Consider the following 21,735-nt stretch of genomic DNA (forward strand, 5'->3'; position numbering starts at 1 on the left):
GTCTGACGGGTCAGACCATCCACACGATCATCAGGGTCAGCCCGACGGACACGATGGCCGTGCACATGGCGACCAGCCACGTGGGCGGGTGCAGGCAGGGCTCCGTCACCGTGATGATCACGGGTGCGGGGGCCGGCTCCGGGAGCGGCGGCGGCGGGGGCGGCGGTGGGGGGTCCATGAGGGCCCCGCAGCGGACGCAGTTCACGGCGGTCGGCACGTTGAGCTCGGCGCACGCCGGGCAGGCCAGCGTCGCGGAGACGGCATTGCCCGACGCGCCGGGTGCCCGGCGCAGGGCGTCGTCCGACGACCCGTCGGCCACCCCAGCGCTGGAGGACGGGCGGGCCCAGAACAGCGGGTAGTCGCAGGTCGGGCAGAAGTCGGTGGCCAGGCGGCGGTCGGCGTGGACCGTCGAGACCGTGCCGCACTCGGGGCACGCGAGCACGATCGAGTCGCCGGCCTGGGAGCCGTGCAGGACATCTGTCATGAGGCCACTCCTTGGGCAAGTCTCTCGGGCAGAGGCCAGGCCCGACGCTCCCCGATCCAGATCTCGGCGTGCACGTGGGCGGGAATCTCGTCGAGCACGAGGCGCAGGAAGTCCGCCTCCTCGAGCAGCCCGGTGGACTGTACCTCCATGACGACCCAGGCGGGTCCCACCGGGGCCTCTCCGCGGCGGAAGACGCCGCCCCCCTCGCTGACGGTCACGGCTCCGCCGGAGAAGAGCTCGAGCATCAGGCGCAGGCCCTTGGGCGTCCCGCGCCACTGGAGCGTCGCTCCGGCGGTGGTGAGGATCTGGCGCTGCACCGGGTCGGTGAAGGAGTCGTCGATGCCCGCCAGGCCGAGCCACTGGGACATCCAGTGGACCATCGCCAGCGGGGTGATCGTGCGGTCGGCCAGGTACGGCAGGTTGTCGGCGTGCGCCAGGAGCGTGCCGGCCTGCTCCTGGAAGATGCGCACGAAGCGCACGAAGAAGTCCTCGCCGAGCATCCCGGCGGGAAGCTGGTTCAGGAGCCAGTCGTCGTGCCGGCTCATCGGTAGCACCTCATCGCACGACCACCCGGTGCTCCGCCGAGAGGAACAGGGCGTACCGGGCCAGCGGGACGGACTCGCGCCCACCGCCGATCCGGCGTCCGGTGCGCAGGTCGTACTCGAACAGCTGCAGCTCGTCGACGGCGAGGACACCCTCGACCGACTCGATCACCTGGGTCACGGCGCTCGAGGTCAGGGACGCGTCGAACGGCCAGCCGGCCCCGTCAGGCCCGCCGGTCAGCGGGTGCACGTACCGGGTGAGCTGGTCGACGACGCGCTGCCGCACCATGGCGGCGGGACGTCCGGGCAGGGCCCTGATCAGCGCGGCGACGCTCACGCCCTGGTAGAACGGCGTGCCCAGCTCGAGCGGCACCCCGACCATCCGCCGAGCGTTCAGCGCCGACTTCACCGCGCCGAACAGCTCCGGCTCGAGCGCGAAGTCGTCGAGCTTGTGCGTGCGCGGGTCGGTGCGCAGCTGCGGGACGACCAGCACGCGGACCACCGAGGAACCGGTCTGCGCCGCGGGCAGGCAGCGGGCGCGGGCCACCTCGACGGAGGCCTGGCGGGCGATCGCCTCGAAGTCCGACGCGGTCACGGCACGCTGCCCGGTCCGCAGGGTCAGCGGTCCGCGGACCTTGGCCTCGGCTGCCGTCTCGGCGTCGACGCCGCCCCTGGCCGGCAGCAGGTTGGTGACCGAGGCGATGAAGGGCAGGGCCGTGCGAAGAGCCGTGAGGGTGCGGACACCGACGTTCCCCCCGGCGCCGCCGCCGGTGCGGTACCCGGACACGCGGATCTCGGCCCCGTCACGCGGGATCGCACCGTGCTGGCGCTTCTCACCGTTCGGGTGCCGGATGGACGGCCCGAACCGGACCTCGCCCGTGTTGGAGTCCCAGACGACGTGCAGGTCGTGCGGGCCGGACCTGGCGAAGTCCGGCACCTCGGTCCAGACCTGTGTCCCGCGACGGTCGGTGACGACGACGTGCTCCTCGCCGCGGCGCTCGGCCACGGGCGCCACGGACACGGTGAACGTCTGCCCCGCCACGCCGGTGGAGCGCCCGAGCATCTCTGCCGGTTCCGCGCTGGCGTGCTCGGCGGGCACCGTGATGCCGATGGCGTGCAGCGCGATCGACGCGATCCGGGGAGACGCCTGGTAGGTGGGCTGGCCGGGCTGCGGCCGCAGCAGCTTGACGCGCAACCAGTGCGCGAGCGTGCCGCCGAGCATCAGCGGCTCGTGCCGTTCGGGCACCAGGAGGACCACGGAGCCGGGCTTGTTCAGGCCGCCGGTGCCGTCGGACTCGACGAGCGTCTTGATCCAGGCCTCACCGTTCCAGGCCTCCCAGACGATGGGCGCGTTCAGCGGGTCGACACCGATGCCCTCGGCCCGGGCCGCGAGGTCGAGGCGCACGGCGTAGCCGGCCAGCGAGTCCTGGGTGCCCAGGTACAGGGCGTCGCCCTCGACCAGCGGGTCCGACGGGAAGCAGGTGGCGGACTGGCCCGGGAGCGTCAGGTCCTCCCAGACGTCGTTCGTCGCGACGAGCGACGCGTTGGACGTCAACGCCGCGACGAGCTTCGGGGGACCGACGACACCCTCGGCCGACGTGCTGAACACGATGGCGTCGGCGTCGCCGAGGACCGTCGACGCCTCCGTGCCGCTGGGCACGCGGACGATGCGCTCCGCCGGTGCGGACAGCCAGAACGTCAGGTCGGTGCGCGCCACGGACGGCGGGAACGGCTCGATGCCGACCAGGTTGAGGAACTCGACGTACATCCGCTCGGGGACCTGGTTGACGCGGTAGAGCACCATCTCGCTGACCCAGGCGAACAGCTCGATCAGCGCGACGCCGGGGTCGGACACATTGTGGTTGGTCCACTCGGGGGTGAACCGGGGGATCAGGCGCTTGGTCTCGTCGACGATGTCCTGGAAGGTCCGGTCGTCGAGGTTCGGCGGGTCGAGCGGCATCAGACGTCCTCGCGGGGAATCACATAGAAGGGGTACACCAGGTTGCGCTTGTCGTTGGTCGCGCGGATCCGGTAGGCGATGGCGATCCGGACCAGTCCCGACGAGGCCTCGTCCTGCACGGGCGTCACCTCGTCGACCTCGATCCGGGGCTCCCACTGCGCGAGCGCGTCCCGGACGGCCTGGGAGATGAGGCCCAGCAGGTTGGCGTTGACGGGTTCGAACAGCAGGTCCCAGATCCGGCACCCGAACTGCGGGCGCATGAGCCGCTCACCGGGCGCGGTCAGCAGGACCATCCGGATCGAGTCCTCGAGGTCACCGCCCTGCTGGGTCAGCGCGATGGAGCCCGTGTGGTCCACACCCATCGGCCACGCGAAACCGCGGCCGACGAAGTCCGAGGTCGGCGGCCCGAGTACCGGCTCGCTCAATTGATCTTCACCAGGGCCCCCTTGACCTCGACGACACCGGAGGCCGAGACCTCTGCCGTGGCGGTGCCCTTGAGCGTGGCCTGCGTGCCCTGCAGCTTGAGCCCGCTCGTCGCCGTGGCCTCGACGTCCACCCCGCTCAGGGCGACCTTGGTCTTGGCCTTGATCGTGATCTTCGTGGCGTCGATCGTGATGCCACCACTGCCGTCGAACTCGATGTACGACGACCCCACCGTGATCTTCAGCGGGACCCCGTCGGGCAGCTTGAGGTCTGCGCGGTCCTTGCCGATCCGCAGCGAGTGCTTGAGCCCTGCCAGCGCCAGCTGTACGTGCTGCGTGTCCGGCGTGGTGCCGTCGCTCATCGTCAGCGTGTGCCCGAGCCGCGATGTCAGCGCGCGGGTCACCACGGCACCGTTGCCGTCGACGGCCTCCGCCGTCGGCGTCGTGGACTTGTTGCCGTAGAGCCCGCCCAGCACCACCGGGCGCGTGACGTCGTCGTCCTCGAAACCGAGGAGCACCTCGTCGCCCACCTCGGGGATGACGACCTGGCCGCGGTTCGCGCCGGCGCCGACGGCCAGCACGCGTGCCCACGCGCTGGAGAGCTGCTCGGAGGCGGTGGCCAGCGAGACGCGCACGCGGCCCAGCCCGTCGGGGTCCTTGACGTTGTCGACGATGCCGACGGCGAGCCCGCTGCGCCGGAAGCTCGACACGGGCGACCCGGTCTCCCACGGGTCCGAGAGCTGGACCGGGTCGCGGTCACCGGCGACGAACCGTGAGACCGCGTTGCCGTTCATCCACGAGTTGTCGACCTCGCGGATGTAGTAGTTCCCGTTCGAGGGCCCGGCGCCCTTGACCACCAGGCGACCGCCGGGCACGAGCAGGGCGGTGTACTGGCACTCACCCTCCGCGATGACCCGCCCGGTCCGTGCGGCGATGGCGGCGGCCGCGACCGTGGCCTCGGTCTGCGACGTGGTCGCCGCCCGGGCATCCACCCGGGTGTACGTCGTGCCACCGCCGGTGGTCGCGTCGAATCCCCCGCGCGACGTGGGCGTGGCGGCCGTGCCGACCACCGCGGCCTGCGCGACGGGGTCCCAGCCGCGCACGGTGACCGACGTGGCGCCGTCGCCGACCTGCCGCGCCGAGAACGACATGACGTCCCGCCCTATCGTGACGCCGACGGGCTGGGCGTCGGGGGCACTGCCGGTGGCGGCGGACCACATTGAGAACGTGTGGCCGAGGATGCTCCAGTCGCGTCCGGTGCGCTCGGCGATCTCGTCGATCATGCCCAGCGCCGTGTCGTTGCGCAGCAGGTACTTCACGGGCGCGGTGGGCAGGTCGATCGTCCCGATGCTGAGCCCGACCGCCTGCACGAGCGTGCTGACGATGGTCTTGAGCGACCTGTCGGTGAACGACTCGACATCGGTGTTGCGGAGCAGGTCGTAGGCGCCGTCCTGGACCACCACGGTCAGGGTGAGGTTGCCCCAGGAGTCCACCTCGCTGGTGACCGAGGTGACCTTGCCCTCGAACGCGGGGTCGGTCTTGTCGCCGTACCCGGCCTCGACCGAGACCGACTTGCCGATGTTGAACATCCCGGACGAGACGATCGTGAAGGCGTCGTCGACGTACGTCAGCGTGCAGCGGCCGATGGTGCGCAGGCCGCGGTGGACGCGGACGCGCGTGAGCCGGAGCGTCTCGGGGACGGGCTGGCCCTCGGACTTGATGTCGACCCGCACCACACCGTCGGACTCGAGCAGCGGGCTCGTCATGAGTCGAGCTTCGGGATCGTGAGCATCGAGCCGGGCTTGAGGGCGAGCGGGTCGGCGATCGCGTTGGCGGTCGCGAGCGTCCGCCACCTGGTCGAGTCGCCGTAGTACTGCGCGGAGATGCGGTCGAGCGTCTCGCCCGGCTGCACGCGGTGCACGCGGTGCGGCCGCGGTGTCCCGGAGGTCGGGTTCTGACGGCCGAACGCCTGGGACTCCTCGTACTGGCGCAGCACGAGGGCCATCGTCGCGCGCAGCGGCATGCCCGTGCTCGAGAAGTACGTGTACGTCAGCTCGAGCTGGGCGATGACCGCCTTGAACGAGTGCAGGTCACCCCAGTGGAACGTCACGTAGGGCGGGCGGGTGCTGTGCTTGGACTCGTCGGTGCCGGGCAGGCTGGGGTCGACGTCCATCAGCGAGACGATCTTGCCGGTGTGGGCGCTGACGTCCGTGCCCGTGTCGGTCGTGTCGAAGAACAGGTCCACCTTGAGCACGCCGGAGTTCGCGCCGGTGTACCGCAGACGCGTGACCCCGCGACCGGGCATCGCAACCCCGGACCACGTGTTGCTGCGGCTGATCTTCAGCTGGGCCGGGTTGAACAGGCACGACACGCGCGTGCCGTCCTCGGTCTCCAGGAACGCCTTCTGGCTCGACGGAGCCGGAGCGGCCGGTGCGGGCGGTGGGGCAGCCATCAGAACACCTCCGACCCTCGACGCCAGGCGCGGCGCTCGGTCTCTTCGCGAAGTCGTTCGTCGATGATCCGCAGGACGGCCCAGCGGAACCTGTCGGTCTCGAACTGCGCGTCGGACCCGCCGCCGCCACCTAGCAGGCCGGGGTCGCCGACGCCGATGGTCTTGTCGACCTGTGAGTTGTCGAACTGGGCAAAGTCGAGGTCGCTCATGTCGAGTCCCCCCTCCCCTTCTCCGAAGAAGCGTCGCACGATGTGCGGCGTGCCGGCGGGAGCGCCGAAAGTCATGGGTCCGGCGGGTGTGCCGGGTGGTGCCGTTCGGGATCCACCGTCGTTCCGGGTGGACAGGGCGTTCGCCACCGCCGACGAGGGGACCGGCGGTCCCTGCTCGATCGGCGAGCGTCGCACGACCGTGCGCGGCGGCAGCATGCTCCAGGACTCCGGCAGCGAGGGCGGGTTGGCGCCGCTCGCGGGCCGGAGAGGTGGCGGGGCGTCGGGGCTGCCGATCGCGGAGGCCCATCCGGCCGCAGCGCTGCCCGGTGCCCAGGCGCTCGTCCCGGCGCGGCGGCTGATGCCGCTCGCGGACCCGGTCCCGTCCGACGCGTGCCCACCGGTGCCGGGCTTGCCGGTACCGGGCTTGCTGGTGCCGGACTTGCCGGTACCGGGCTTGCCGCCGGCCGGCGAGCGGCGGACCACGGCGCCCGGTGGGAGGCCGACGGTCGGGACGCCCGGGGTCCCGGCGCCGGCCCGACTCATCGTGGGGACGCCGTCGGACCAGGACGAACCGGCGGCGTTTCCCGCACGGGCCACGGTGCCCGCGCTGGTGCCCGCGCTGCTGACCGCGCTGCTGCCCGCGCTGCTGCCCGCCCGGTTGTCCGCGACCGGGCTGTTCGTCGTCGCGGCGCTGCGGGTGTTCGCGCCCGCGACTCCGCGGGCCGCGCCGGCGTTCGGGCCACCCGCGGAGCCGGCTGCTCGCGGCGCGCCCGCCCAGGTCGGTGCGGCGGGACCGGTGCCGGTGGCCGCAGCCGCGGTGCTGGTGGTCGTCCGGCGGCGCACGGGTGCGGAGGCCGAGAGGATCGAGCCCGCTCCGCCGCCCCCGGCCCCTGCGGTTCGGACGGACACGGGCGACATCATCCGCAGTGCGTGCCCCGGCCCGGCGAGCTCGGCCCGCTGCTCAACGTGGGCACCGGTGAACGCGCTGACCGGCGCCGTGCGCTGGGCGGTCGCGTACACGGCTGCGGCGCCCGTGGGCGGGGCGAAGCTGCCCCGATGGTCGCCGACCGCGATCGACGACGAGCCGCCAGGCGCACGGGTGGCGCGTCGAACGGTGGTCCGCTCGATGCCCAGGCCGCCTCCTGCGGGACGCGTGCGGGTGTGGCCGCTGCGGCGGTGGCCGGTGCCGGGCAGGTGGCCGGCGAAGCCGGGGTCGCTCGTCAGGTCCGTGCCGGTCGCGCCGTCGGCGGCCGAAGCGACGTCGACGGCTGCCGACGGGTGGGCTGCGGCGGAGTTCGGGCCCGAGTGCGCACCCAGCACCGACCGACGGACCGCCGGCGACGACCCGGCGGACGCCCACGACGAGGTCGCGCCCGCAGCGGCGGCTCCCGAAGCGGACGCGCCGGCTGCTGGGGTTCCGGACGCGCTCGCGGCCGCTGCGGAGGTGCTCACCGCGGTTGCCGAGGTGGTGGAGGACGAGGGCGGCGGTGTGGAAGGGCTCGACGCCGAGGTGCTCGTCGGGATCCCCGCAGACGTGCTCGCCCCGGAGTGGCTCGCCGGGGACGGAGCCGATGAGGACCTGCTCGCCGTCGAGGTGCTGGGTGCGCTGGATCCGACGCTGCCGGCTGCGGAGCTACCGGCTGCCGAACGTCCGGATGCCGAGCTGCCGGGTGTGGAGCTGCTCGATCCCGAGCTGCCGGATGCCGAGCTGCTCGATCCCGAGCTGCCGGATGCCGAGCTGCTCGATCCCGACGGGCTCGATGCTGCGGCACCTGGCGTCGGCGCGGCCGGTCGGACGTGCCGGGGACCCGCTGGTGCCGCGATCGAGCCGCTCGACGACGCCGAGACCGCGGGGGGCGTCGAGGCGGTCGATCCGGTCGTCGACCTACGGACGACCGTGGGGCCCTGCGAGCCCGGAGCGCTCGGCGAGCCTGGGCTGGAGGTCGTCGCGCCGGACGATGCGGCAGTGGTCGAGGGGCGCGCGATGGGCGTCGAGCCGGGTCGGGGGGTCGACGAGGAGGTCGAGCGGGCGGCAGCGGCGGTGCCGGCGGACGCCGCCGAGTCCGCGGCGACGGCAGCGACCGCGGCCGACGTCGGTGCGACCGAGCGGCGGACGCGGACCGTCGGGTCCTGGAAGGTGCTGGTCGGCCCGAACAGCGGGCGCGCGAGCGTCCGGCGGACGGCGCTGGCCAGCGGCCGGTGCGCGGGTGCCGGCATCGGCTGGTCGGTGGATCCCCCGAGGGGCGAGCCCGAGAACAGGGACCTCGTCGGTGCGCCGGCCGCAGAGGTGGGGGTCACGGTCGCTGCGGAGTCGGTCGTGGACGGGGCCGGTGCGGTGGGGGTCGTGCTCGAAGGTCCCGAGGTGCTCGTCGGCGGCAGGCCGACCCCGGATGCACCGGCCGAGGCGGACGAACCGCGGAGCGACTCCGGTCCGGCGTGCGGCGGGCCCGCGGAGGTGGTGGACGCCACGGAGGTGGGGACGGCCGACGGTCGGGGTGCCGACGGGTCCGGCGTGGACGCGGTCGAGAACGCGCGGCGGACGGTGGCTGGCTGCGTGGGCCCAGCCGCTGGGGGAGCGGACGCGGCGCCGGTCGTCGTCGGGGAAGTGTCCGTCGTCGTCGGCCGAGCGCCCGTGCTCGGGCCCGCCGCGGACGCAGCCGAGGTCCCAGGGGTACGCGTCGTCGGTGCTGCCGGCGACGACGGGCCGCCAGGCGTCGCCGGTGCAGACGACGGTGCCGACACCGACGACGGTGCCGACGTGGACGGTGTCGACATCGAGGAGGGTGCCGAGGCCGCGGTCGAGGCCGCGGTCGAGGTCGTCGTCGATGACGCCGTCGGCGCCGGAACCGCCACGGGCGACTGGCTCGGTGAGCGCCGGACCGGCGCGGGTCCAGCGGGAATCGTCGGAACGCCCTGAGCAGCAGTGGGCGCGTCCCTGCCGGAGGGCGCCGCTGGACCGGACACCGGACGGGGACGGGAGGTCGAGGGCCGCGCGGTGGACGGTGCCGCAGCGCGCCGGGACTCGGCGGTCGCGGCAGCGAGCGCACGCCGACGCAGGAGCCGACCTGACGGCGCCGGAGCAGCGGAGGCCGAGCCGGACGGCGAGGAACCCGGGCGACCAGGACCGGAGGAGAGCGTCGAAGCAGAGGGAGTCCGGGCACCCGGCACGGCGGACGACGCTCGTCCGGACCCCCCGTCGTTCCCCGGGCGGGCCGGAGGGCCGGCCGCGCGGGCCGGTGAGCGCAGGACCCGCTGGTCGGACGACGTCGTCATCGTGCCGCTGGCGCGCACGTCCTCGGGCACCCGGACGCGAACCGTCTGCGGCGCGAAGCGCGTGGAGGTGGTGCCGGGGCGGTAGCTCTTCTCGTCGGGCACACGAGCCAGCATCCGGGGGAGCCCACGGGCGGTGGGCGCCTCGGCCGGAACGTCCGCGGAGCGGATCGCGGCGACGTCGGACCACCAGCGCGGCGGCTGTACGCCGACGGGTCCGGAGGCGACGGAGATCGTCGACGCGGGACCCACGAGCGACCGGCGCACGGCGACGGAGCGGCCCCAGCCCGTCGAGAAGCGGGTGGACGACGAGGCCAGCGACCCGATCGGTGCCGGCCGCTGGTGCCCGAGCGACGGGCCGGGTCGGCGCAGGCGCTCGCCGATCGCACGCCCGAGGCGGGTGCGAGGGTCGTCGCCGGCGGCCGGAGCGGTCGCCGAGCCCGGGGTGCTCACAGCGTCTTCGCCCGGAACCCGTTGTGCGCGACCTCGAGCGTCTCGTTCAGGGACTCGGCGAGGTCGACGCTGAGGGTCGGACCGCTCCACTGCACGGCGAAGACTCCCTCGAACTCCCACGAGCGCAGCCGCGTGCCGTCGTAGGAGAGCACCGTGACGGCGCCGGTCGAGCGGGTCAGCTTGTTCTGGTTGCCGGCGAAGCCTTCGCCTGAGGACTTTCCGACCCAGGTGAACAGGGCGTCGGAGTCGACCAGGCCACGCTTGAACACGAGGTGCGGCCAGCGGATCACGCCCGGGAACTGCTGGACGTACTGGTTCTGGCCGCCCTCGACGTACTCGTGCGTGCCGACGGTCATCTGGAGGCCGGAGACCTCCTTGAACGTGCCGATGTGGACGCCGTCCACCTCGAAGATGAAGTTACTGGCGACAGGGAGGTCGCCGCCCAGGGGGCCGTCAGGCACTCTCTCTCACCGCTTCCCACGCTCGAGCGTTCATGGCAGACACCGCGCGCACCATCCGGACGCGGTCCAGGTGCTCGAGGTCGAGCAGCTCGTTCAGCGGCCAGTGCAGGTGGTACGCGAGGAACGCGATCTCCTGCCAGAGCGCCTCGGTGGGGTAGCGCAGCATGGTGGTCCTACCGGGCCTCGGACCGGATCTCCTCGATCGACGCGCGACCGGCCCGGTACGTGGTGGTGGCCGGCTCGGCAGCGGCCGGCTCCGGAGCCGCCGGGGCCGGCGCCGGAGCCACAGGCTCCGGCGCCGTCCCGGGGAGAGGTCCGGCCTGCTGCTGAGCAGCGACGAACTCGTCGAACTCCTCCTGCGACCCGAAGTTGATCACGCCGTAGAAGTCCTGCAGGTATGCCAGGTCGGCCGCGAAGAGACCTTCGATCTCGTGCGCGGTGACCAGGTCGAGCGACCCGAGCGTCTCCACCACCCGTGCGAGCACCACGATCGTGAGGCGCGGGTCGTCCGGCCCCGTGATCGTGGGGTCGCGCAAGGGCTCGAGCTCGTCACGCGCTGTTGCCAGACGCATGACGCCGTCGCGGTGGAGTCCGCCGTTCCGGTCCACGTAGCCGCGAGGCAGCGTGAACTCGTAGCGGGTCTTGAGGCTCACTTGACCCGGGCGAGAGACTCCACGACGAGCGTGATGGTCTCCTTGACGGGGTCGTTCGACTCGACGCTCAGCTGGTCGGTCGCGATCTTGCTCGGCCAGCCGTTGGTGAAGTTGAACCGGGCGATCTCCGCGTTGGCGGAGTCGTACATCACGATCGAGCCGTTCTTGCGCTGGGTTGCCCGGTCCGCGTTGGCCATGCCCTTGTCGCGGATGCCGTTGAACCAGGCCCAGAGCTTGTCGTTCGCCATGTCCGGCGCCGCCATGCGGACGAGGGAGAGGTCGGGCGCCTTGTTGGCCTTGCCCAGGGTCTTGACGACCTGGACCTTGCCGTTGGCTCCGGCCTGCTCCGTCGTCACGACCTCCATCTCGATGTCCAGCCCGGAGACCGAGCTGAGGATGGAGACGACGGAACCGTCGATCTCGAGGAAGAAGTTCTGCGAGACGATCGGATCGGTACTGATGAGTGCGTTCGGCATCTAGGTGCTCCTGTCAGGGGGTACGAGGCTGCGCGTCAGGACGCGGACTGCTTGTTCTGGCTGATGCGGAAGATCACGAACTCGGCCGGCTTGACGGGCGCGATGCCCACCTCGACGACGAGCTTGCCCGCGTCGATCGACTCCGGCGGGTTGGTCGTCGCGTCGCAGTTGACGAAGAACGCCTCCTGCGGGCTTGCGCCGAACAGCGCACCGGCCGACCACAGTCCGCGCAGGTACGCGTTGAGCGTCCGCTTGACGCCCTCCCACAGGGTCACGTCGTTCGGCTCGAAGACGGCCCACTGCGTGCCCTCGAGGATCGTCGCCTCGATCATGTTGAACAGGCGGCGGACGTTGATGTACGTCCAGTCCGTGTCCGACGCGAGCGTGCGGGCGCCCCAGATGCGGATGCCGCGCTGGCCGAACGGCCGGATCGCGTTGATGCCCAGCGGGTTGAGCACACCCTGCTCGGCCTGCGTGATGTTCCGCTCGACGTCCAGGACGCCGCGGATGGTGTCGTTGGCCGGGGCCTTCCACACGCCGCGGGTCTCGTCGGTCCGGGCCCAGACGCCGGCCACGTGGCCCGACGGCGGGATCAGGATCTCGGAGTTGCCGTTGGAGCCGGTCGGGTTCTCGACCTTGATCCAGGGGTAGTACAGCGCCGCGAACGCGGAGTCGAACTGCGCCGTGTCCGTGCGCCACTCCTTGACCCCCTGCGGCGACAGCCCGGGGGGCGCGTCGAGGATGGCCAGGCGGTTGGCGTGCTGCTCGCAGTGCGCGATGAGGCTCGTCTGCACGGCCTTCCAGAGGCCGAGGTCGAGCGACCCGTCCGCCTTCGTCGCGGCCGTGACCAGGTCCGGCACCAGGACGATCGTGACGTCGTCGGCGATCGCGAGGCCGGCGATGCCGGTACGAGCCGACTCCGAGCCCGCGAACTTGCGACCGTTGACCTGGACCGGCTTGGGGGCGGCGTGCTCGAGCGTGTACGCACCGGGCTTCAGCAGCTCGAGCTGGCTCGACAGGTCGACGTCCTCGGCGAGCTTGACCTCGACCTTGACGCGCTTCGACGTCTTGTTGATGACCGTCGCGGCGTCGCGGGGGCCACCGAGCGTGAGGTCGTCGTAGCTCTCCACGGCCTCGCCGCCGTCGACGATCGTGATGCTGAAGGGCGCCGGGCCGTCGTGGTCGTCGGCGACCTCGGCCGCCTCGACGACGATCGTCAGGTTGGCGTCGGGCTCGACGGACTCCACCGCGATGGGCAGGCCGAGCGAGCGGTCAGCGGCCGGCAGGGCGAGCCGTGCGGGCTCACCGGACGGCTCGGCGTTGGGCACGCGGACGATGTACGCGAGGCTGCCGCCGTTGAGGAAGTAGCCGTACACGGACAGAGGCAGGATCGCCCCTTCGACGAAGCCCCCGTAGAGGGACTCGTACTGGGTCCAGCTGGTGACCAGGCGAGGCGCGAGGCCCTGCGGGTCGTTGGGGTCGTCCTGAGGCGCTCGCTCGGTGAAACCGACGAATGCAGCCACAGCGGTCGGCGCCGAGGCGAGGACCTTCTGGCTCGACGGGATCTCTTCGACGTAGACGCCGGGCGCGGTGTATGTGGGCACTGGCCATCCTTTGGCTTTGGATCGCTCCCGCCCGGGCATGACCTGCGCGGGGACGCTGCGACGCGGGTGTGTCGTGGTCACGTTATGGACGAGACCCGTCAGCGGGCATCGGTAATCGCTACCGAGGTTTCCAAACCTCTCGCGCGAGCCTTAAGGTGCGAACCGGCACACGTGCTCAAGTGAGAGCCGAAAAGTGCCGACACACAGGTGAAGGACAGCAGTCCGACGCAGTGTCGTGCACGAGATGGGTACCCGATGGTCGCAGGGGCAGAGCATCCGTCATCGACGACGGTCGAAGACTCGTCGCTGCCGCTGCCGAAGCTGCCCGCCGTCGTCCAGGCGCACCACAGCCGTCGTCGCACGATGCTCGCCCGGCCGGTCGTCGACCAGGTTCGCGCCGAGCTCGCATCCGGTCGTTCGGTGCTGGTCGTCGGCGACGCCGGTGTGGGCAAGACCCACCTGGTGACCGCGGCGCTGGGCTCCTTGCGGCTTGCCGACGAGAGCGTCCCGCACGTCGTGACCATCTCGGGCGCGTCCGCGCGTGGTGGCATCCCGCTGGGTGCCCTGGAGCCGCTCCTCGGCGACGACGCGCTCGTCTCCCTCGGCAGCGTCGCCCGGACCGTCGACGCCGTCGCAGCCTCGCTTCGAGGACGCGCTCGTGGCGGCGCCCTCGTGCTCCGCGTCGAGGACGCCCACCTGCTCGACACCGCCAGCGCGCAGGCGCTGGGCTGGATGGTGCAGCAGGGAGAGGTCCAGCTCGTCGCGACCGCCCGTGCGTCCGCCGTGGCCGGGTCGCCGTGGCTGGAGCTGTGGAAGGACGACGTGGTCGAACGCGTCGACGTCCCGGCGTTCACCCTGGCCGAGGTCGAGCACTGGCTGATCGCCGAGCTGGGTGGGCAGGTGTCCCTCGACACCGTGCGCCGGGTCTGGGCGGAGACCAGCGGCAACGCCTTCCACCTGTCGGAGGTGATCCGCGCGGACCGGCTGGGTGGTGCCCTGCGCCAGGTCGACGGCGTGTGGGTGTGGACCGGTCGGGCGACGCCCGGCCGCCGGCTCCTGGACCTCGTCGCGCACGACATGGCGCTGCTGTCCGCGGACGCCCGTGCCGGGCTCGAGGTTGCGTCGCTGGCCTGCCCGATCCCGCTGAGCGCCCTGCTGGACCTCGTGCCCCGGCACGCCGTCGACGAGCTCACGCGCGTCGGCCTGGTCTCGCTCACGCCGCGCATCTCCGTGGCCGGTTCGGGCGACGTCCTCGTGGACCTCGCCCACGCGCTGTACGCGGAAGCGGTCCGCTCGAGCATCCCGCGAGCCCAGCGCCGGGAGGTCCTGCTCGCCGTCGCCGAGCTGACGCACGACGGCCAGCGCAGCGGCCCCGCCCTGATGCGCTCGGTGTCCCTCTCGCTCGACTGCGACATGCCGGTCGATGCCCCACGCCTACGCTCCGCGATCGACGCGGCGTTCGAGATGCAGCAGCCCGACACGGCCGTCCGGATCGTCACGGCTGCCCTGCGCCGCGGACTCATCGACGACGTGCACCGGATCGAGCTCCTGGTGGAACGGGCCGACGCGTGGTGGCACATGGACGAGACGGCCCACGCGTCCCGTGACCTTGCCGAGGCCATCGACTCCGTCCGAGTCCTCGAGCGGCCGACCGAGCCCGCCGTGCGGCTGATGGTCGCCGCCACCGCCATGCAGGCCGCGATCGCGCACTACCAGGACGGCGACCTGCTCCAGGCGCTCGTCGCGTTCGGCCCCACCGAGTGGTGGCTGGACACGCTGCCCGCCGGGCTCGCACTGATCGGTCGACGAGAGCTCGACATCGCCCGCCTGACCCGCCTCGGCTACGCCGGCCGTGCCGACCTCGACGCGGCGCTCGCGGTGCTGCTGTCACCGTCCGTCGCGGGCATGGCCCTGTCGCTGGCGTGTCCGACGATCCTGGGCCTGGCCCAGTCCGGGCGGTTCCGCGACGCGCACCGGGTGGCGGCGCGCTACGCCCAGCTGGCCGCCGCGCACCGCGACCGGTACCGCTGGGCCGTCGGAGAGGTGGCCGTCGCGTCGTTCCTGGCCACCGTGTGGTCGGGCGACCTGGCCTCCGCCGAGGCGTCCGCGCTGGCGGGCGTCTCCGAGCCTGCGCTCGACTGGGTCGCCACCCACGTCACGCGCGGCATCGTCGGCATCGCGCAGGGATCGTGGTCGTCGGCCCGCAACGACCTGCACGCCGCGTCCGCCCGCCTCGGCCTGGCCGAGCTCGGGGGAGTCTCCGTGTTCACCCAGGCCGCCGAGGCCGTCGCCGCAGCCGCGTCCGGCGACGGATCGGTCGCGCGGGGTCTGCTGAGCCTGCTCGACTCGTCGCCGCTGCGGTCCATGGGTGGCCTCGAACCCGAGGTGCGGCTGCTGCGCCTCGACGCCCTGCTCTGGATGCGCGACCCGCGCGCCACCGCCGAGGCGGTCTCCCTCGCGTCGTGGGCTGCCGCGTCCGGCCTGGACCGCATCGAGCTCGAGGCCCTGCACCGCTGCGTCGACCGGCACGGCCGCGGCCAGCTCCTGGACCCCGCCGTGCTCGAACGCGTCAGCGAGCTGGCGCAGTCCGTGGACGGTCCCCGCGCCGAGGCGCTCGTCGCGCACGTCTCCGCACTCGCCCTCGACGACCCCGACCTGATCCGCATCGCCGAGCGGGCCCTGAACAGGTGCGGCCTGTGGTTGCCTCCGCTGGAGTCGCCCGTCGCCCTGACGCGTCGCGAGCAGGAGATCGCCGCCCTCGCCGCCGGCGGCATGACCTCGCGCGCGATCGCCCTGCGGCTGACCCTGTCCGTCCGGACCGTGGACAGCCACCTCGCGCGCGTGTTCACGAAGACCGGCGTCCACTCCCGCGAAGGGCTCTCGGTCGTCCTGCGCTGAGCGGTGGCGGTGGCGTCACGGTGAGCGCCCTTCGATCGCCGATTGGAAGAACGACGCGGCCGACACCGCCAGCGATGCGACGTCGAAGGCTGCGCCGTGAGGGTCCACGTAATGGAGCGGGTTGTCGCCCGCGCAGCCGTACCGATGGACGTTCGCTGGGTCGAGGGGCCCGTCGAGGGTGTGCGCCGAAGCCTGATGACGAGCGCGACGCCGCGATCCGGCACTCACGATCGCTGTCCGGACCCGTCCCGATCTCGGTCGGCTCGCTCAGGTAGGCTTCCTCCGTCCGCGGGGGCCTCCCTGAGGGCGCTGCATGGCGCCAGCACGGAGGATCTCGGCAGGGCTGGGCAACCTGCCGACGACAGTCGGATCGGTGCCCAGCTGTTGCCCAGTGACTCGCGCCTGTAGCTCAGGGGATAGAGCACCGCTCTCCTAAAGCGGGTGTCGGCAGTTCGAATCTGCCCAGGCGCACGGTGTGTTGGTGTAGGTCAGGGGCTGTGTGGCTGCGGCGGATGAGTCCGCCGCGGTGTCGCAGAGGCCCCGGTGTCAGCAAATGGTCAGCAGTCGCCGAGGACGGGCTCGCACCCACAATTAGCCGGTCGCCGATGTGGATCTTGCGTATGCGAGTGCGGTCGGCGCGGTCACCGGACGTCGAGTCGGACTACTGGGTGAGCCGGGTCCTCCTGGGAGGTGAATGCGTCTAGTCCTTCGCAACTCGCCGTTTCGACCAGCGGCGCGGCTGCGACTGACTCGGCTGCTTCGGCGCCTCAACATGGATTGGGGACCGATGCCATGGCTCCCACGGATGGATGCGCTCCGCGCGCTCGTCCAACCTCAGGTCAGACAGCTCTCGCAAGGAAGGGGCTGCGCGTACCAGGTGCGAAAGGTGTACCAGCCGGATGTCTTCGGCCGGTAGGGCCGAGTGCTCGCCGTCGCACAGCACCTGCCAGTCCTCGCCACGCCTGTCATCACGCTCCCGGGTCACGTGCGCGACCGTGGCACCGTCCTCGAGGTGCGCGCAAGAGAACGCCATCGTGTCGGCGGGGACGGGCATCACCCAGTCCGGATCCGGGGCAAGTGGACCTGTGCGGCTGCTCGGGATGCGCCAGGACTCAGGCTGCCGTTCGCGGGTCAACTCGTGTGCCCCCGGCTGCCACGGCCAGATGCCGTCCATGTCGGTCCAGACGAGCTGGACGGCATCGATGGGCCCGCGGTGGAACCAGCTGCTGTAGGTCGCTGTCACCTCGACGGTTCGCCTGGTCAGTTCCTCGACGGCGACCGGGAAGCCACCGATGACACCTTCGGCCGACATGCCGGGGGTGAGGCGGTATCCGGCGCGCACCCGGTCGGCGGCGGCGTTGAGGGACCGGTGCATCAGCTCGGGCCTCTGGCCAGTCATGACGAGCTCCGGATGCCGGGCCTGATGCCAGAGTCCGATGGTGTAGGCGAAGGTCGGCTCGTCGGGTCCCTCACCGGCCGGGACCCAGATGATGTGCACGTAGTGCTCCAGCACGCTGTGAACGACCTTCTCCTCATGCTCGTTCTCGAGGGCGCTCGGGTCACAAACGCGGCAGGTGCACCCTTGCGTCAAGGCCATGGCTACATCCTGCCGTCTCGCCGGGCGCGAAGAAGACGCGCGTCGAAGCATGGTCGCGCTTCTCGGCCGCCAGATGCCGTTGACGGGACGTACTGGTGCGCTGGTCGGTCGCTCGCTCGGACGAGTCGAGGTCCGAGACCGCTATTGGTATGGGGTTCGCCGCCGACGCGGGTGATGCGAGCATCGCGGAGCGATCGCTGGCCGACGTCGTCACCACCTGGATCCGCTCCATCGACTCAGGCTTGCACTTTGGAGTCCGAAGGTGAGTACTGGTGTCGCGCCACCGTGATTGCATCCAGCGCAAAGACTGCGTGGGCGCAAGCGTGCCAAGGCTGTCACCGTCGAGCGCGTCACATTGTGTCTCTGGTGCGCTGCTCGTTGCCGGCCCGTCCCGCTGCACGTCCCGCTGGTGCGGAAGCCGGTCAAAAGCGGGGGTCGCAGGTCCCCTTGCCGAGCAGGGCCAGACCGGCCAGGTCTCCGGCCTGGAACGTGTTCACGCCGGGCATCGCGGACGGGTTCATGATCTGGGTCGGGTCGGCGACGTGGTCCAGACCGACCAGGTGTGCCAACTCGTGCATCACGATCGTGACGCCCTGCCCGTCGTAAGCCTGGGCGTCCATGACCTGCTCCACGTCCAGCTGGATGCCGCCGGTCACGTTGACCAGTAGCTGCCCGTCGATGGACACCGGTGTCGGTCCGCCAACGCCGGCGACGTTGCCGGCAAGGCGCATGTTCTGCGCCTCCGTGTCCCACTCGATCAGGACCGGGGCCCACCGGTCGCCGTACAGGGCCGGCTGCGACAGCGGCCGCATGCTGCGCAGCGGGTCGCTCTCCTCGGTGGCGCCGTCGTTGACGAACACGAGCCCGCTCGCCGCTGACACTGCCGAGACGGCGGCCTCGATCATGTCGTTGCCGCCGGGTGGTGCGCCGGCGGTGCGTGTCACGTAGTGAATCGGGCGGCACGGGTCCCACGAGACCGGGGTGATGCCGTCGGCTTGGACGTGCAGGAACTTGTACGAGCTCGACACCGAAGCGACGAGCGGCGGGTGCCCGAGCGGAACGGTGCCCGCCTCGAATCCGGGCGTGGGGAACCCCATCGCCGTGCGGACGTTCTCGGGGATGGTTGTGCCCATCGGCGTCGCCTCTGGCGCAGGTGGCAGAGGGACGTTGATGCCGCCCAGGTCAACGGGCGCACCGACGACCTGGGTGTGCGTGGTGAATGCGCTCCCGTACTTGAACCAGGCCCCCGTAACGAACACGACCACGACGAACAGGACGAGCGTGTTCTGGTATCCCGCGGACTGCCGGATGCCACCAGCTGGACGTCGCGACGCGCGAACGCTGCGGCGCGTGACACGCCCAGCGCGGCGACCGCGCCGCGCCCGTCTCGATGTCTGGACGGTTGCCGGCGTCCCATACACCGTGGGTCCCTGGCGCCACGGGTCGGGGACGATCTCTTTGCCGGTGTGGGCTTCGTCGGCAACCCACTTGGGGACACGACCAGACGGTGAACGGGGCAAGTCGTCGTGCGCGTTGTCGTTCACAGGCTGGCTCTGCTGCCCTTCAGGTTGGCGTTCGCACTGGTCATCGGCTTGCCGAGCTCGCAACTGAAGTTGAATCGCGGCTCGGGGATCCGCTTGCGGAGGTCTCGGTCGACAAGGATGTGCATGTGGCCACGGAACTTCTCAGTCGGGCAACGAACGCCTCGAAGAGCTGTTCGACAGCAGTCGCGTCGTCTTCATGGATCTCCGCCGTGCGTCAGTGGTCTGACTCGCACGGTGTCTCGTCGACGAGGTCGGCCCACCGACTGGCGTCGACCAACCCAAATGGAGATGCCGGACGTCAAGACCGTCCCGGCGGCCGAAGCGGTGCCTCAGCGGAAGGTGTGGACGACGTCGATGGTTCCGACGATGTTGTCGTTGAAGTCCTGGAGTTCCTCGGCGGGGATCCAGTACTCGAGGATCGTCTGCCCGCCCACCTGGTGGACCTCGTACCGGTCGAGGTACTCACCCCGCACGTCGAACCGCGTCACGTACCCGACCCCGGACGCCTCGACGTTCCAGTCGCGCGCGATTCGGATGGCGTAGTCCTCGTTCAGCACGGGGTAGAAGATCGGCTGGTCGGGGAGGCGTGGAGGCCAACGCCGGAACCCGGTCGCTCGGACGAGTTCGAGCTCCTGCGGGCCGGTCGGGCGCCAGAGTGTGACCAGCTGCTCGGACATGACCGGGACGCTAGATATCCAACTGCTCTGGTGGCACCGACTTCGCGTGCGCCGCTTCCAGACTCCCGCGGACCTAGCTGTACTGCCCAGGGACGTTGGTTGAACGAGTGTGACGACACGCTCTGATTGAGCATGGACAGGCGAAGACCTCCCGGCGTGGAGTGGGACTGCTGAAGGTTCCGCTCGACGACCAGGAGGTCTTCGTGTCTCACGCTAATGCTGCTTTGACCCCGGTGATGCGCTTGCGGATCGCGCGGCTGATCGTCGATGAGGGTTGGCCGGTCGCTCGGGCGGCCGAGTGGTTCCACGTGTCGTGGCCGACCGCGAAGCGGTGGGCCGACCGGTACGCGGCGATGGGCGAAGACGCGATGGCGGATCGCTCGAGTCGTCCGCACCGCGTCGCGAACCGCACCCCGCAGCACCTCGTGCGTCAGGTCGTGCACCTGCGCTGGAAGAAGCGGCTGTCCCCGATCCAGATCGGCGCCCGCCTGGGCATGCCGTCCTGGACCGTGCACGCCGTGTTGACCCGCTGCCGGCTGAACCGGCTCTCCCACGTCGACATCCGCACCGGCGAACCGATCCGCCGCTACGAACACCCCTATGCCGGGGCGATGATCCACGTCGACGTCAAGAAACTCGGCAACATCCCCGACGGCGGTGGCTGGCGGTTCGTCGGACGCCAACAAGGTGACCGGCACCGATCCGCCACCCCCGGCAAACCGAAGAACCGACACAGCAACCCCAACATGGGCACCGCGTTCGTGCACACCGTCATCGATGACCACTCGAGGGGTCGCCTACGCCGAGATCCACGACGACGAGACCGCAAACACCGCCGTCGCTGTCCTACGCCGGGCTGTGTCGTGGTTCGCTGCCCGCGGCGTCACCGTCGAACGGGTCCTGTCGGACAACGGGTCGGCCTACCGGTCTCACGCCTGGCGCGACGCCTGCACCGAGCTGGGCATCACCGCGAAGAAGACTCGCCCCTACCGTCCGCAGACCAACGGCAAAATCGAGCGATTCCACCGCACCATGGCCGCCGGCTGGGCCTTCGCCGAGCACTACAGGTCCGAGACCGCCCGCCGCAAAGCCCTGCCAGGATGGCTCCACCAGTACAACCACCACCGGCCCCACTCAGCCATCGGCAAGGTCCCGCCCATCACCAGATTGACCAACCTCCCTGGGCAGTACACCTAGCGGTGGTTGGCTGGCCTAGTGACTGACTGGCAGGCCGTGCGGGACGTGTATGGGAGCGCCGCCGACATCCCGGCGCTCCTTCGTGACGCGGCGTCGACGAACGACTGGGACGCCCGCGCCTGGCAGGAGCTGTGGGGAAGGCTCTATCACCAGGGATCCGTGGCCCCCGCGAGCTACGTGGCCTTGCCTGCGCTCGCGGAGATCGCCGCATCGCGTGCTGACGTCGCTCTGGACCCTGCGCTGTTCCTGGCCGCGGCGATCATCTCCTCCAACGACGGCCCTCCGGAGATCGACGGGGTGCGCGGCCGCTACGCCGCAGAGCTGGCGCTGCTACGGCCCGTCGCAGCGCGCAAGCTCGCCCTTGTCAGCGACCGAGGCGATGTTCTGTGGGCGCTCCAGGTCGTGGCCGCGTTGGAGGACCTCTCTCCCTGGCAGAGGCATCTGGAGGGCCTCGCCGGCGAGGAGCTGGAGCTCGAGTGCCCGCTGTGCGACGACCACATCTTTCTCGAGTTCCTCGGCGGCACGCTCGTGGCAACGGCGGATCCTGATGCCGCCGGTCGCGGCGTGCCGGTGCAGGCGGCGGCCAGCGACGGCCTCGACAGTGGGGAGGCCCGCCTGCTCACGTTGTGCCAGGAGTACGGCAAGGCCGCGGTTGCCGGCGAACTGCTGCAGTTGTTCGGCCGGGCATCTTGCCCGTACTGCCGCGCATCGTTCTCCATCGCGCGGGCCTGGGCTTAACAGGCGACGAGCGAAGGCTCGCCGCGGTCGGACTTCATCACGGCCGGCGGGTGCGCTGGTCGGGTTGGAGCGGTGACGCAGAGCTGAAGGAGGGCTCC

At 71.3% G+C, this 21,735-nt stretch carries 20 protein-coding genes, 1 tRNA gene and 1 pseudogene; 5 read left to right on the forward strand and 17 right to left on the reverse strand.

Annotated elements, in window-relative coordinates; all coding sequences use genetic code 11:
* Positions 1–10: 10 nt before the first annotated feature.
* Genes I847_RS0117845 through I847_RS26895 form a run of 7 tightly spaced genes read right to left on the reverse strand, consistent with a single transcriptional unit; the run spans position 11 to position 7,521 of the window.
* On the reverse strand, positions 11–484 hold the full coding sequence (locus I847_RS0117845) for a hypothetical protein (protein WP_028050772.1): 474 nt from the start codon (positions 482–484) through the stop codon (positions 11–13).
* Positions 481–1,029 (reverse strand): phage tail protein, encoded by a 549-nt coding sequence (locus tag I847_RS24680; protein WP_051275037.1) that lies wholly within the window; start codon positions 1,027–1,029, stop codon positions 481–483. The genes I847_RS0117845 and I847_RS24680 overlap by 4 nt, the downstream gene beginning before the upstream one ends.
* A 10-nt stretch (positions 1,030–1,039) precedes the next feature.
* Positions 1,040–2,986, reverse strand: a complete 1,947-nt coding sequence (locus I847_RS0117855) for a putative baseplate assembly protein (protein WP_028050773.1) — start codon at positions 2,984–2,986, stop codon at positions 1,040–1,042.
* Entirely contained in the window at positions 2,986–3,411 is a 426-nt protein-coding gene (locus tag I847_RS0117860; protein WP_028050774.1) for a GPW/gp25 family protein, read from the reverse strand. Before I847_RS0117860 ends, I847_RS0117855 begins: the two co-directional genes overlap by 1 nt.
* Positions 3,408–5,174 (reverse strand): phage baseplate assembly protein V, encoded by a 1,767-nt coding sequence (locus I847_RS0117865; protein WP_028050775.1) that lies wholly within the window; start codon positions 5,172–5,174, stop codon positions 3,408–3,410. Before I847_RS0117865 ends, I847_RS0117860 begins: the two co-directional genes overlap by 4 nt.
* Positions 5,171–5,860, reverse strand: a complete 690-nt coding sequence (locus I847_RS0117870; RefSeq protein WP_051275038.1) for a LysM peptidoglycan-binding domain-containing protein — start codon at positions 5,858–5,860, stop codon at positions 5,171–5,173. The genes I847_RS0117865 and I847_RS0117870 overlap by 4 nt, the downstream gene beginning before the upstream one ends.
* Positions 5,860–7,521 carry a hypothetical protein gene (locus I847_RS26895; protein ID WP_155856212.1) on the reverse strand — a complete coding sequence of 554 codons (1,662 nt, stop codon included), beginning with the start codon at positions 7,519–7,521 and terminating at the stop codon, positions 5,860–5,862. The genes I847_RS0117870 and I847_RS26895 overlap by 1 nt, the downstream gene beginning before the upstream one ends.
* Between I847_RS26895 and I847_RS25935 the strand changes: the two genes are divergently transcribed.
* Complete coding sequence (locus I847_RS25935; protein ID WP_155856213.1) at positions 7,514–8,986, forward strand: hypothetical protein; 1,473 nt, start codon at positions 7,514–7,516, stop codon at positions 8,984–8,986. The two genes, I847_RS26895 and I847_RS25935, sit on opposite strands and share 8 nt — an antisense overlap.
* A gap of 802 nt (positions 8,987–9,788) precedes the next feature.
* Here I847_RS25935 and I847_RS0117890 read toward each other — a convergent pair.
* Genes I847_RS0117890 through I847_RS0117910 form a run of 5 tightly spaced genes read right to left on the reverse strand, consistent with a single transcriptional unit; the run spans position 9,789 to position 12,986 of the window.
* On the reverse strand, positions 9,789–10,253 hold the full coding sequence (locus I847_RS0117890; protein ID WP_051275039.1) for a phage tail protein: 465 nt from the start codon (positions 10,251–10,253) through the stop codon (positions 9,789–9,791).
* Positions 10,246–10,419, reverse strand: a complete 174-nt coding sequence (locus tag I847_RS27215; RefSeq protein ID WP_196804605.1) for a DUF6760 family protein — start codon at positions 10,417–10,419, stop codon at positions 10,246–10,248. Before I847_RS27215 ends, I847_RS0117890 begins: the two co-directional genes overlap by 8 nt.
* 7 nt (positions 10,420–10,426) lie before the next feature.
* Positions 10,427–10,906 (reverse strand): hypothetical protein, encoded by a 480-nt coding sequence (locus tag I847_RS0117900; RefSeq protein WP_028050781.1) that lies wholly within the window; start codon positions 10,904–10,906, stop codon positions 10,427–10,429.
* The gene (locus tag I847_RS0117905; protein WP_028050782.1) at positions 10,903–11,382 is read right to left on the reverse strand and encodes a phage tail protein; all 480 of its coding nucleotides are present in this window, start codon (positions 11,380–11,382) and stop codon (positions 10,903–10,905) included. Before I847_RS0117905 ends, I847_RS0117900 begins: the two co-directional genes overlap by 4 nt.
* Before the next feature lie 35 nt (positions 11,383–11,417).
* Positions 11,418–12,986 carry a phage tail sheath C-terminal domain-containing protein gene (locus I847_RS0117910; RefSeq protein ID WP_028050783.1) on the reverse strand — a complete coding sequence of 523 codons (1,569 nt, stop codon included), beginning with the start codon at positions 12,984–12,986 and terminating at the stop codon, positions 11,418–11,420.
* A 255-nt stretch (positions 12,987–13,241) separates the two neighbouring features.
* On the opposite strand from I847_RS0117910, the gene I847_RS0117915 reads away from it, so the two are divergent.
* Together I847_RS0117915 and I847_RS0117920 are read left to right on the forward strand one after the other, a co-directional pair.
* Positions 13,242–15,884, forward strand: a complete 2,643-nt coding sequence (locus I847_RS0117915; RefSeq protein WP_028050784.1) for a LuxR family transcriptional regulator — start codon at positions 13,242–13,244, stop codon at positions 15,882–15,884.
* A 398-nt stretch (positions 15,885–16,282) separates the two neighbouring features.
* Positions 16,283–16,355, forward strand: a tRNA-Arg gene (locus I847_RS0117920).
* A gap of 229 nt (positions 16,356–16,584) precedes the next feature.
* Here I847_RS0117920 and I847_RS0117925 read toward each other — a convergent pair.
* The 5 genes from I847_RS0117925 to I847_RS0117945 form a co-directional block, all read right to left on the reverse strand.
* Positions 16,585–17,481: a DUF4262 domain-containing protein gene (locus tag I847_RS0117925; protein ID WP_028050785.1), complete on the reverse strand. Its 897-nt coding sequence runs from the start codon at positions 17,479–17,481 to the stop codon at positions 16,585–16,587.
* Positions 17,444–17,713, reverse strand: coding sequence for a hypothetical protein (locus I847_RS27220; RefSeq protein WP_196804606.1), 270 nt, complete (start codon positions 17,711–17,713; stop codon positions 17,444–17,446). Before I847_RS27220 ends, I847_RS0117925 begins: the two co-directional genes overlap by 38 nt.
* A 190-nt stretch (positions 17,714–17,903) precedes the next feature.
* Positions 17,904–18,746 (reverse strand): hypothetical protein, encoded by an 843-nt coding sequence (locus I847_RS24695; protein ID WP_051275040.1) that lies wholly within the window; start codon positions 18,744–18,746, stop codon positions 17,904–17,906.
* 275 nt (positions 18,747–19,021) lie between these two features.
* Positions 19,022–19,150, reverse strand: a complete 129-nt coding sequence (locus I847_RS27585; protein ID WP_255346401.1) for a hypothetical protein — start codon at positions 19,148–19,150, stop codon at positions 19,022–19,024.
* A gap of 204 nt (positions 19,151–19,354) precedes the next feature.
* On the reverse strand, positions 19,355–19,702 hold the full coding sequence (locus tag I847_RS0117945) for a hypothetical protein (RefSeq protein ID WP_028050786.1): 348 nt from the start codon (positions 19,700–19,702) through the stop codon (positions 19,355–19,357).
* Positions 19,703–19,905: 203 nt separating this feature from the next.
* Between I847_RS0117945 and I847_RS24700 the strand changes: the two are divergent.
* Together I847_RS24700 and I847_RS25940 are read left to right on the forward strand one after the other, a co-directional pair.
* Positions 19,906–20,899: pseudogene (locus tag I847_RS24700) on the forward strand (IS481 family transposase).
* An 18-nt stretch (positions 20,900–20,917) separates the two neighbouring features.
* Positions 20,918–21,637: a hypothetical protein gene (locus I847_RS25940; protein WP_051275041.1), complete on the forward strand. Its 720-nt coding sequence runs from the start codon at positions 20,918–20,920 to the stop codon at positions 21,635–21,637.
* Positions 21,638–21,735 lie beyond the last annotated feature (98 nt).

The sequence above is a fragment of the Cellulomonas sp. URHD0024 genome, from assembly GCF_000426185.1.
In the GTDB taxonomy this organism is placed as follows: Bacteria; Actinomycetota; Actinomycetes; order Actinomycetales; family Cellulomonadaceae; genus Cellulomonas.

Excerpts from the sequence above, each read along its gene's own strand:
- I847_RS0117845 (WP_028050772.1), bottom strand. The coding sequence starts at position 484 with ATGACAGATGTCCTGCACGGCTCCCAGGCCGGCGACTCGATCGTGCTC.
- I847_RS0117915 (WP_028050784.1), top strand. The coding sequence starts at position 13,242 with ATGGTCGCAGGGGCAGAGCATCCGTCATCGACGACGGTCGAAGACTCG.
- I847_RS0117870 (WP_051275038.1), bottom strand. The coding sequence starts at position 5,860 with ATGGCTGCCCCACCGCCCGCACCGGCCGCTCCGGCTCCGTCGAGCCAG.
- I847_RS27585 (WP_255346401.1), bottom strand. The coding sequence starts at position 19,150 with ATGCACATCCTTGTCGACCGAGACCTCCGCAAGCGGATCCCCGAGCCG.
- I847_RS0117905 (WP_028050782.1), bottom strand. The coding sequence starts at position 11,382 with ATGCCGAACGCACTCATCAGTACCGATCCGATCGTCTCGCAGAACTTC.
- I847_RS27220 (WP_196804606.1), bottom strand. The coding sequence starts at position 17,713 with ATGGAGCGGATCCAGGTGGTGACGACGTCGGCCAGCGATCGCTCCGCG.
- I847_RS27215 (WP_196804605.1), bottom strand. The coding sequence starts at position 10,419 with ATGCTGCGCTACCCCACCGAGGCGCTCTGGCAGGAGATCGCGTTCCTC.
- I847_RS0117855 (WP_028050773.1), bottom strand. The coding sequence starts at position 2,986 with ATGCCGCTCGACCCGCCGAACCTCGACGACCGGACCTTCCAGGACATC.
- I847_RS0117925 (WP_028050785.1), bottom strand. The coding sequence starts at position 17,481 with ATGGCCTTGACGCAAGGGTGCACCTGCCGCGTTTGTGACCCGAGCGCC.
- I847_RS24680 (WP_051275037.1), bottom strand. The coding sequence starts at position 1,029 with ATGAGCCGGCACGACGACTGGCTCCTGAACCAGCTTCCCGCCGGGATG.
- I847_RS0117945 (WP_028050786.1), bottom strand. The coding sequence starts at position 19,702 with ATGTCCGAGCAGCTGGTCACACTCTGGCGCCCGACCGGCCCGCAGGAG.
- I847_RS0117865 (WP_028050775.1), bottom strand. The coding sequence starts at position 5,174 with ATGACGAGCCCGCTGCTCGAGTCCGACGGTGTGGTGCGGGTCGACATC.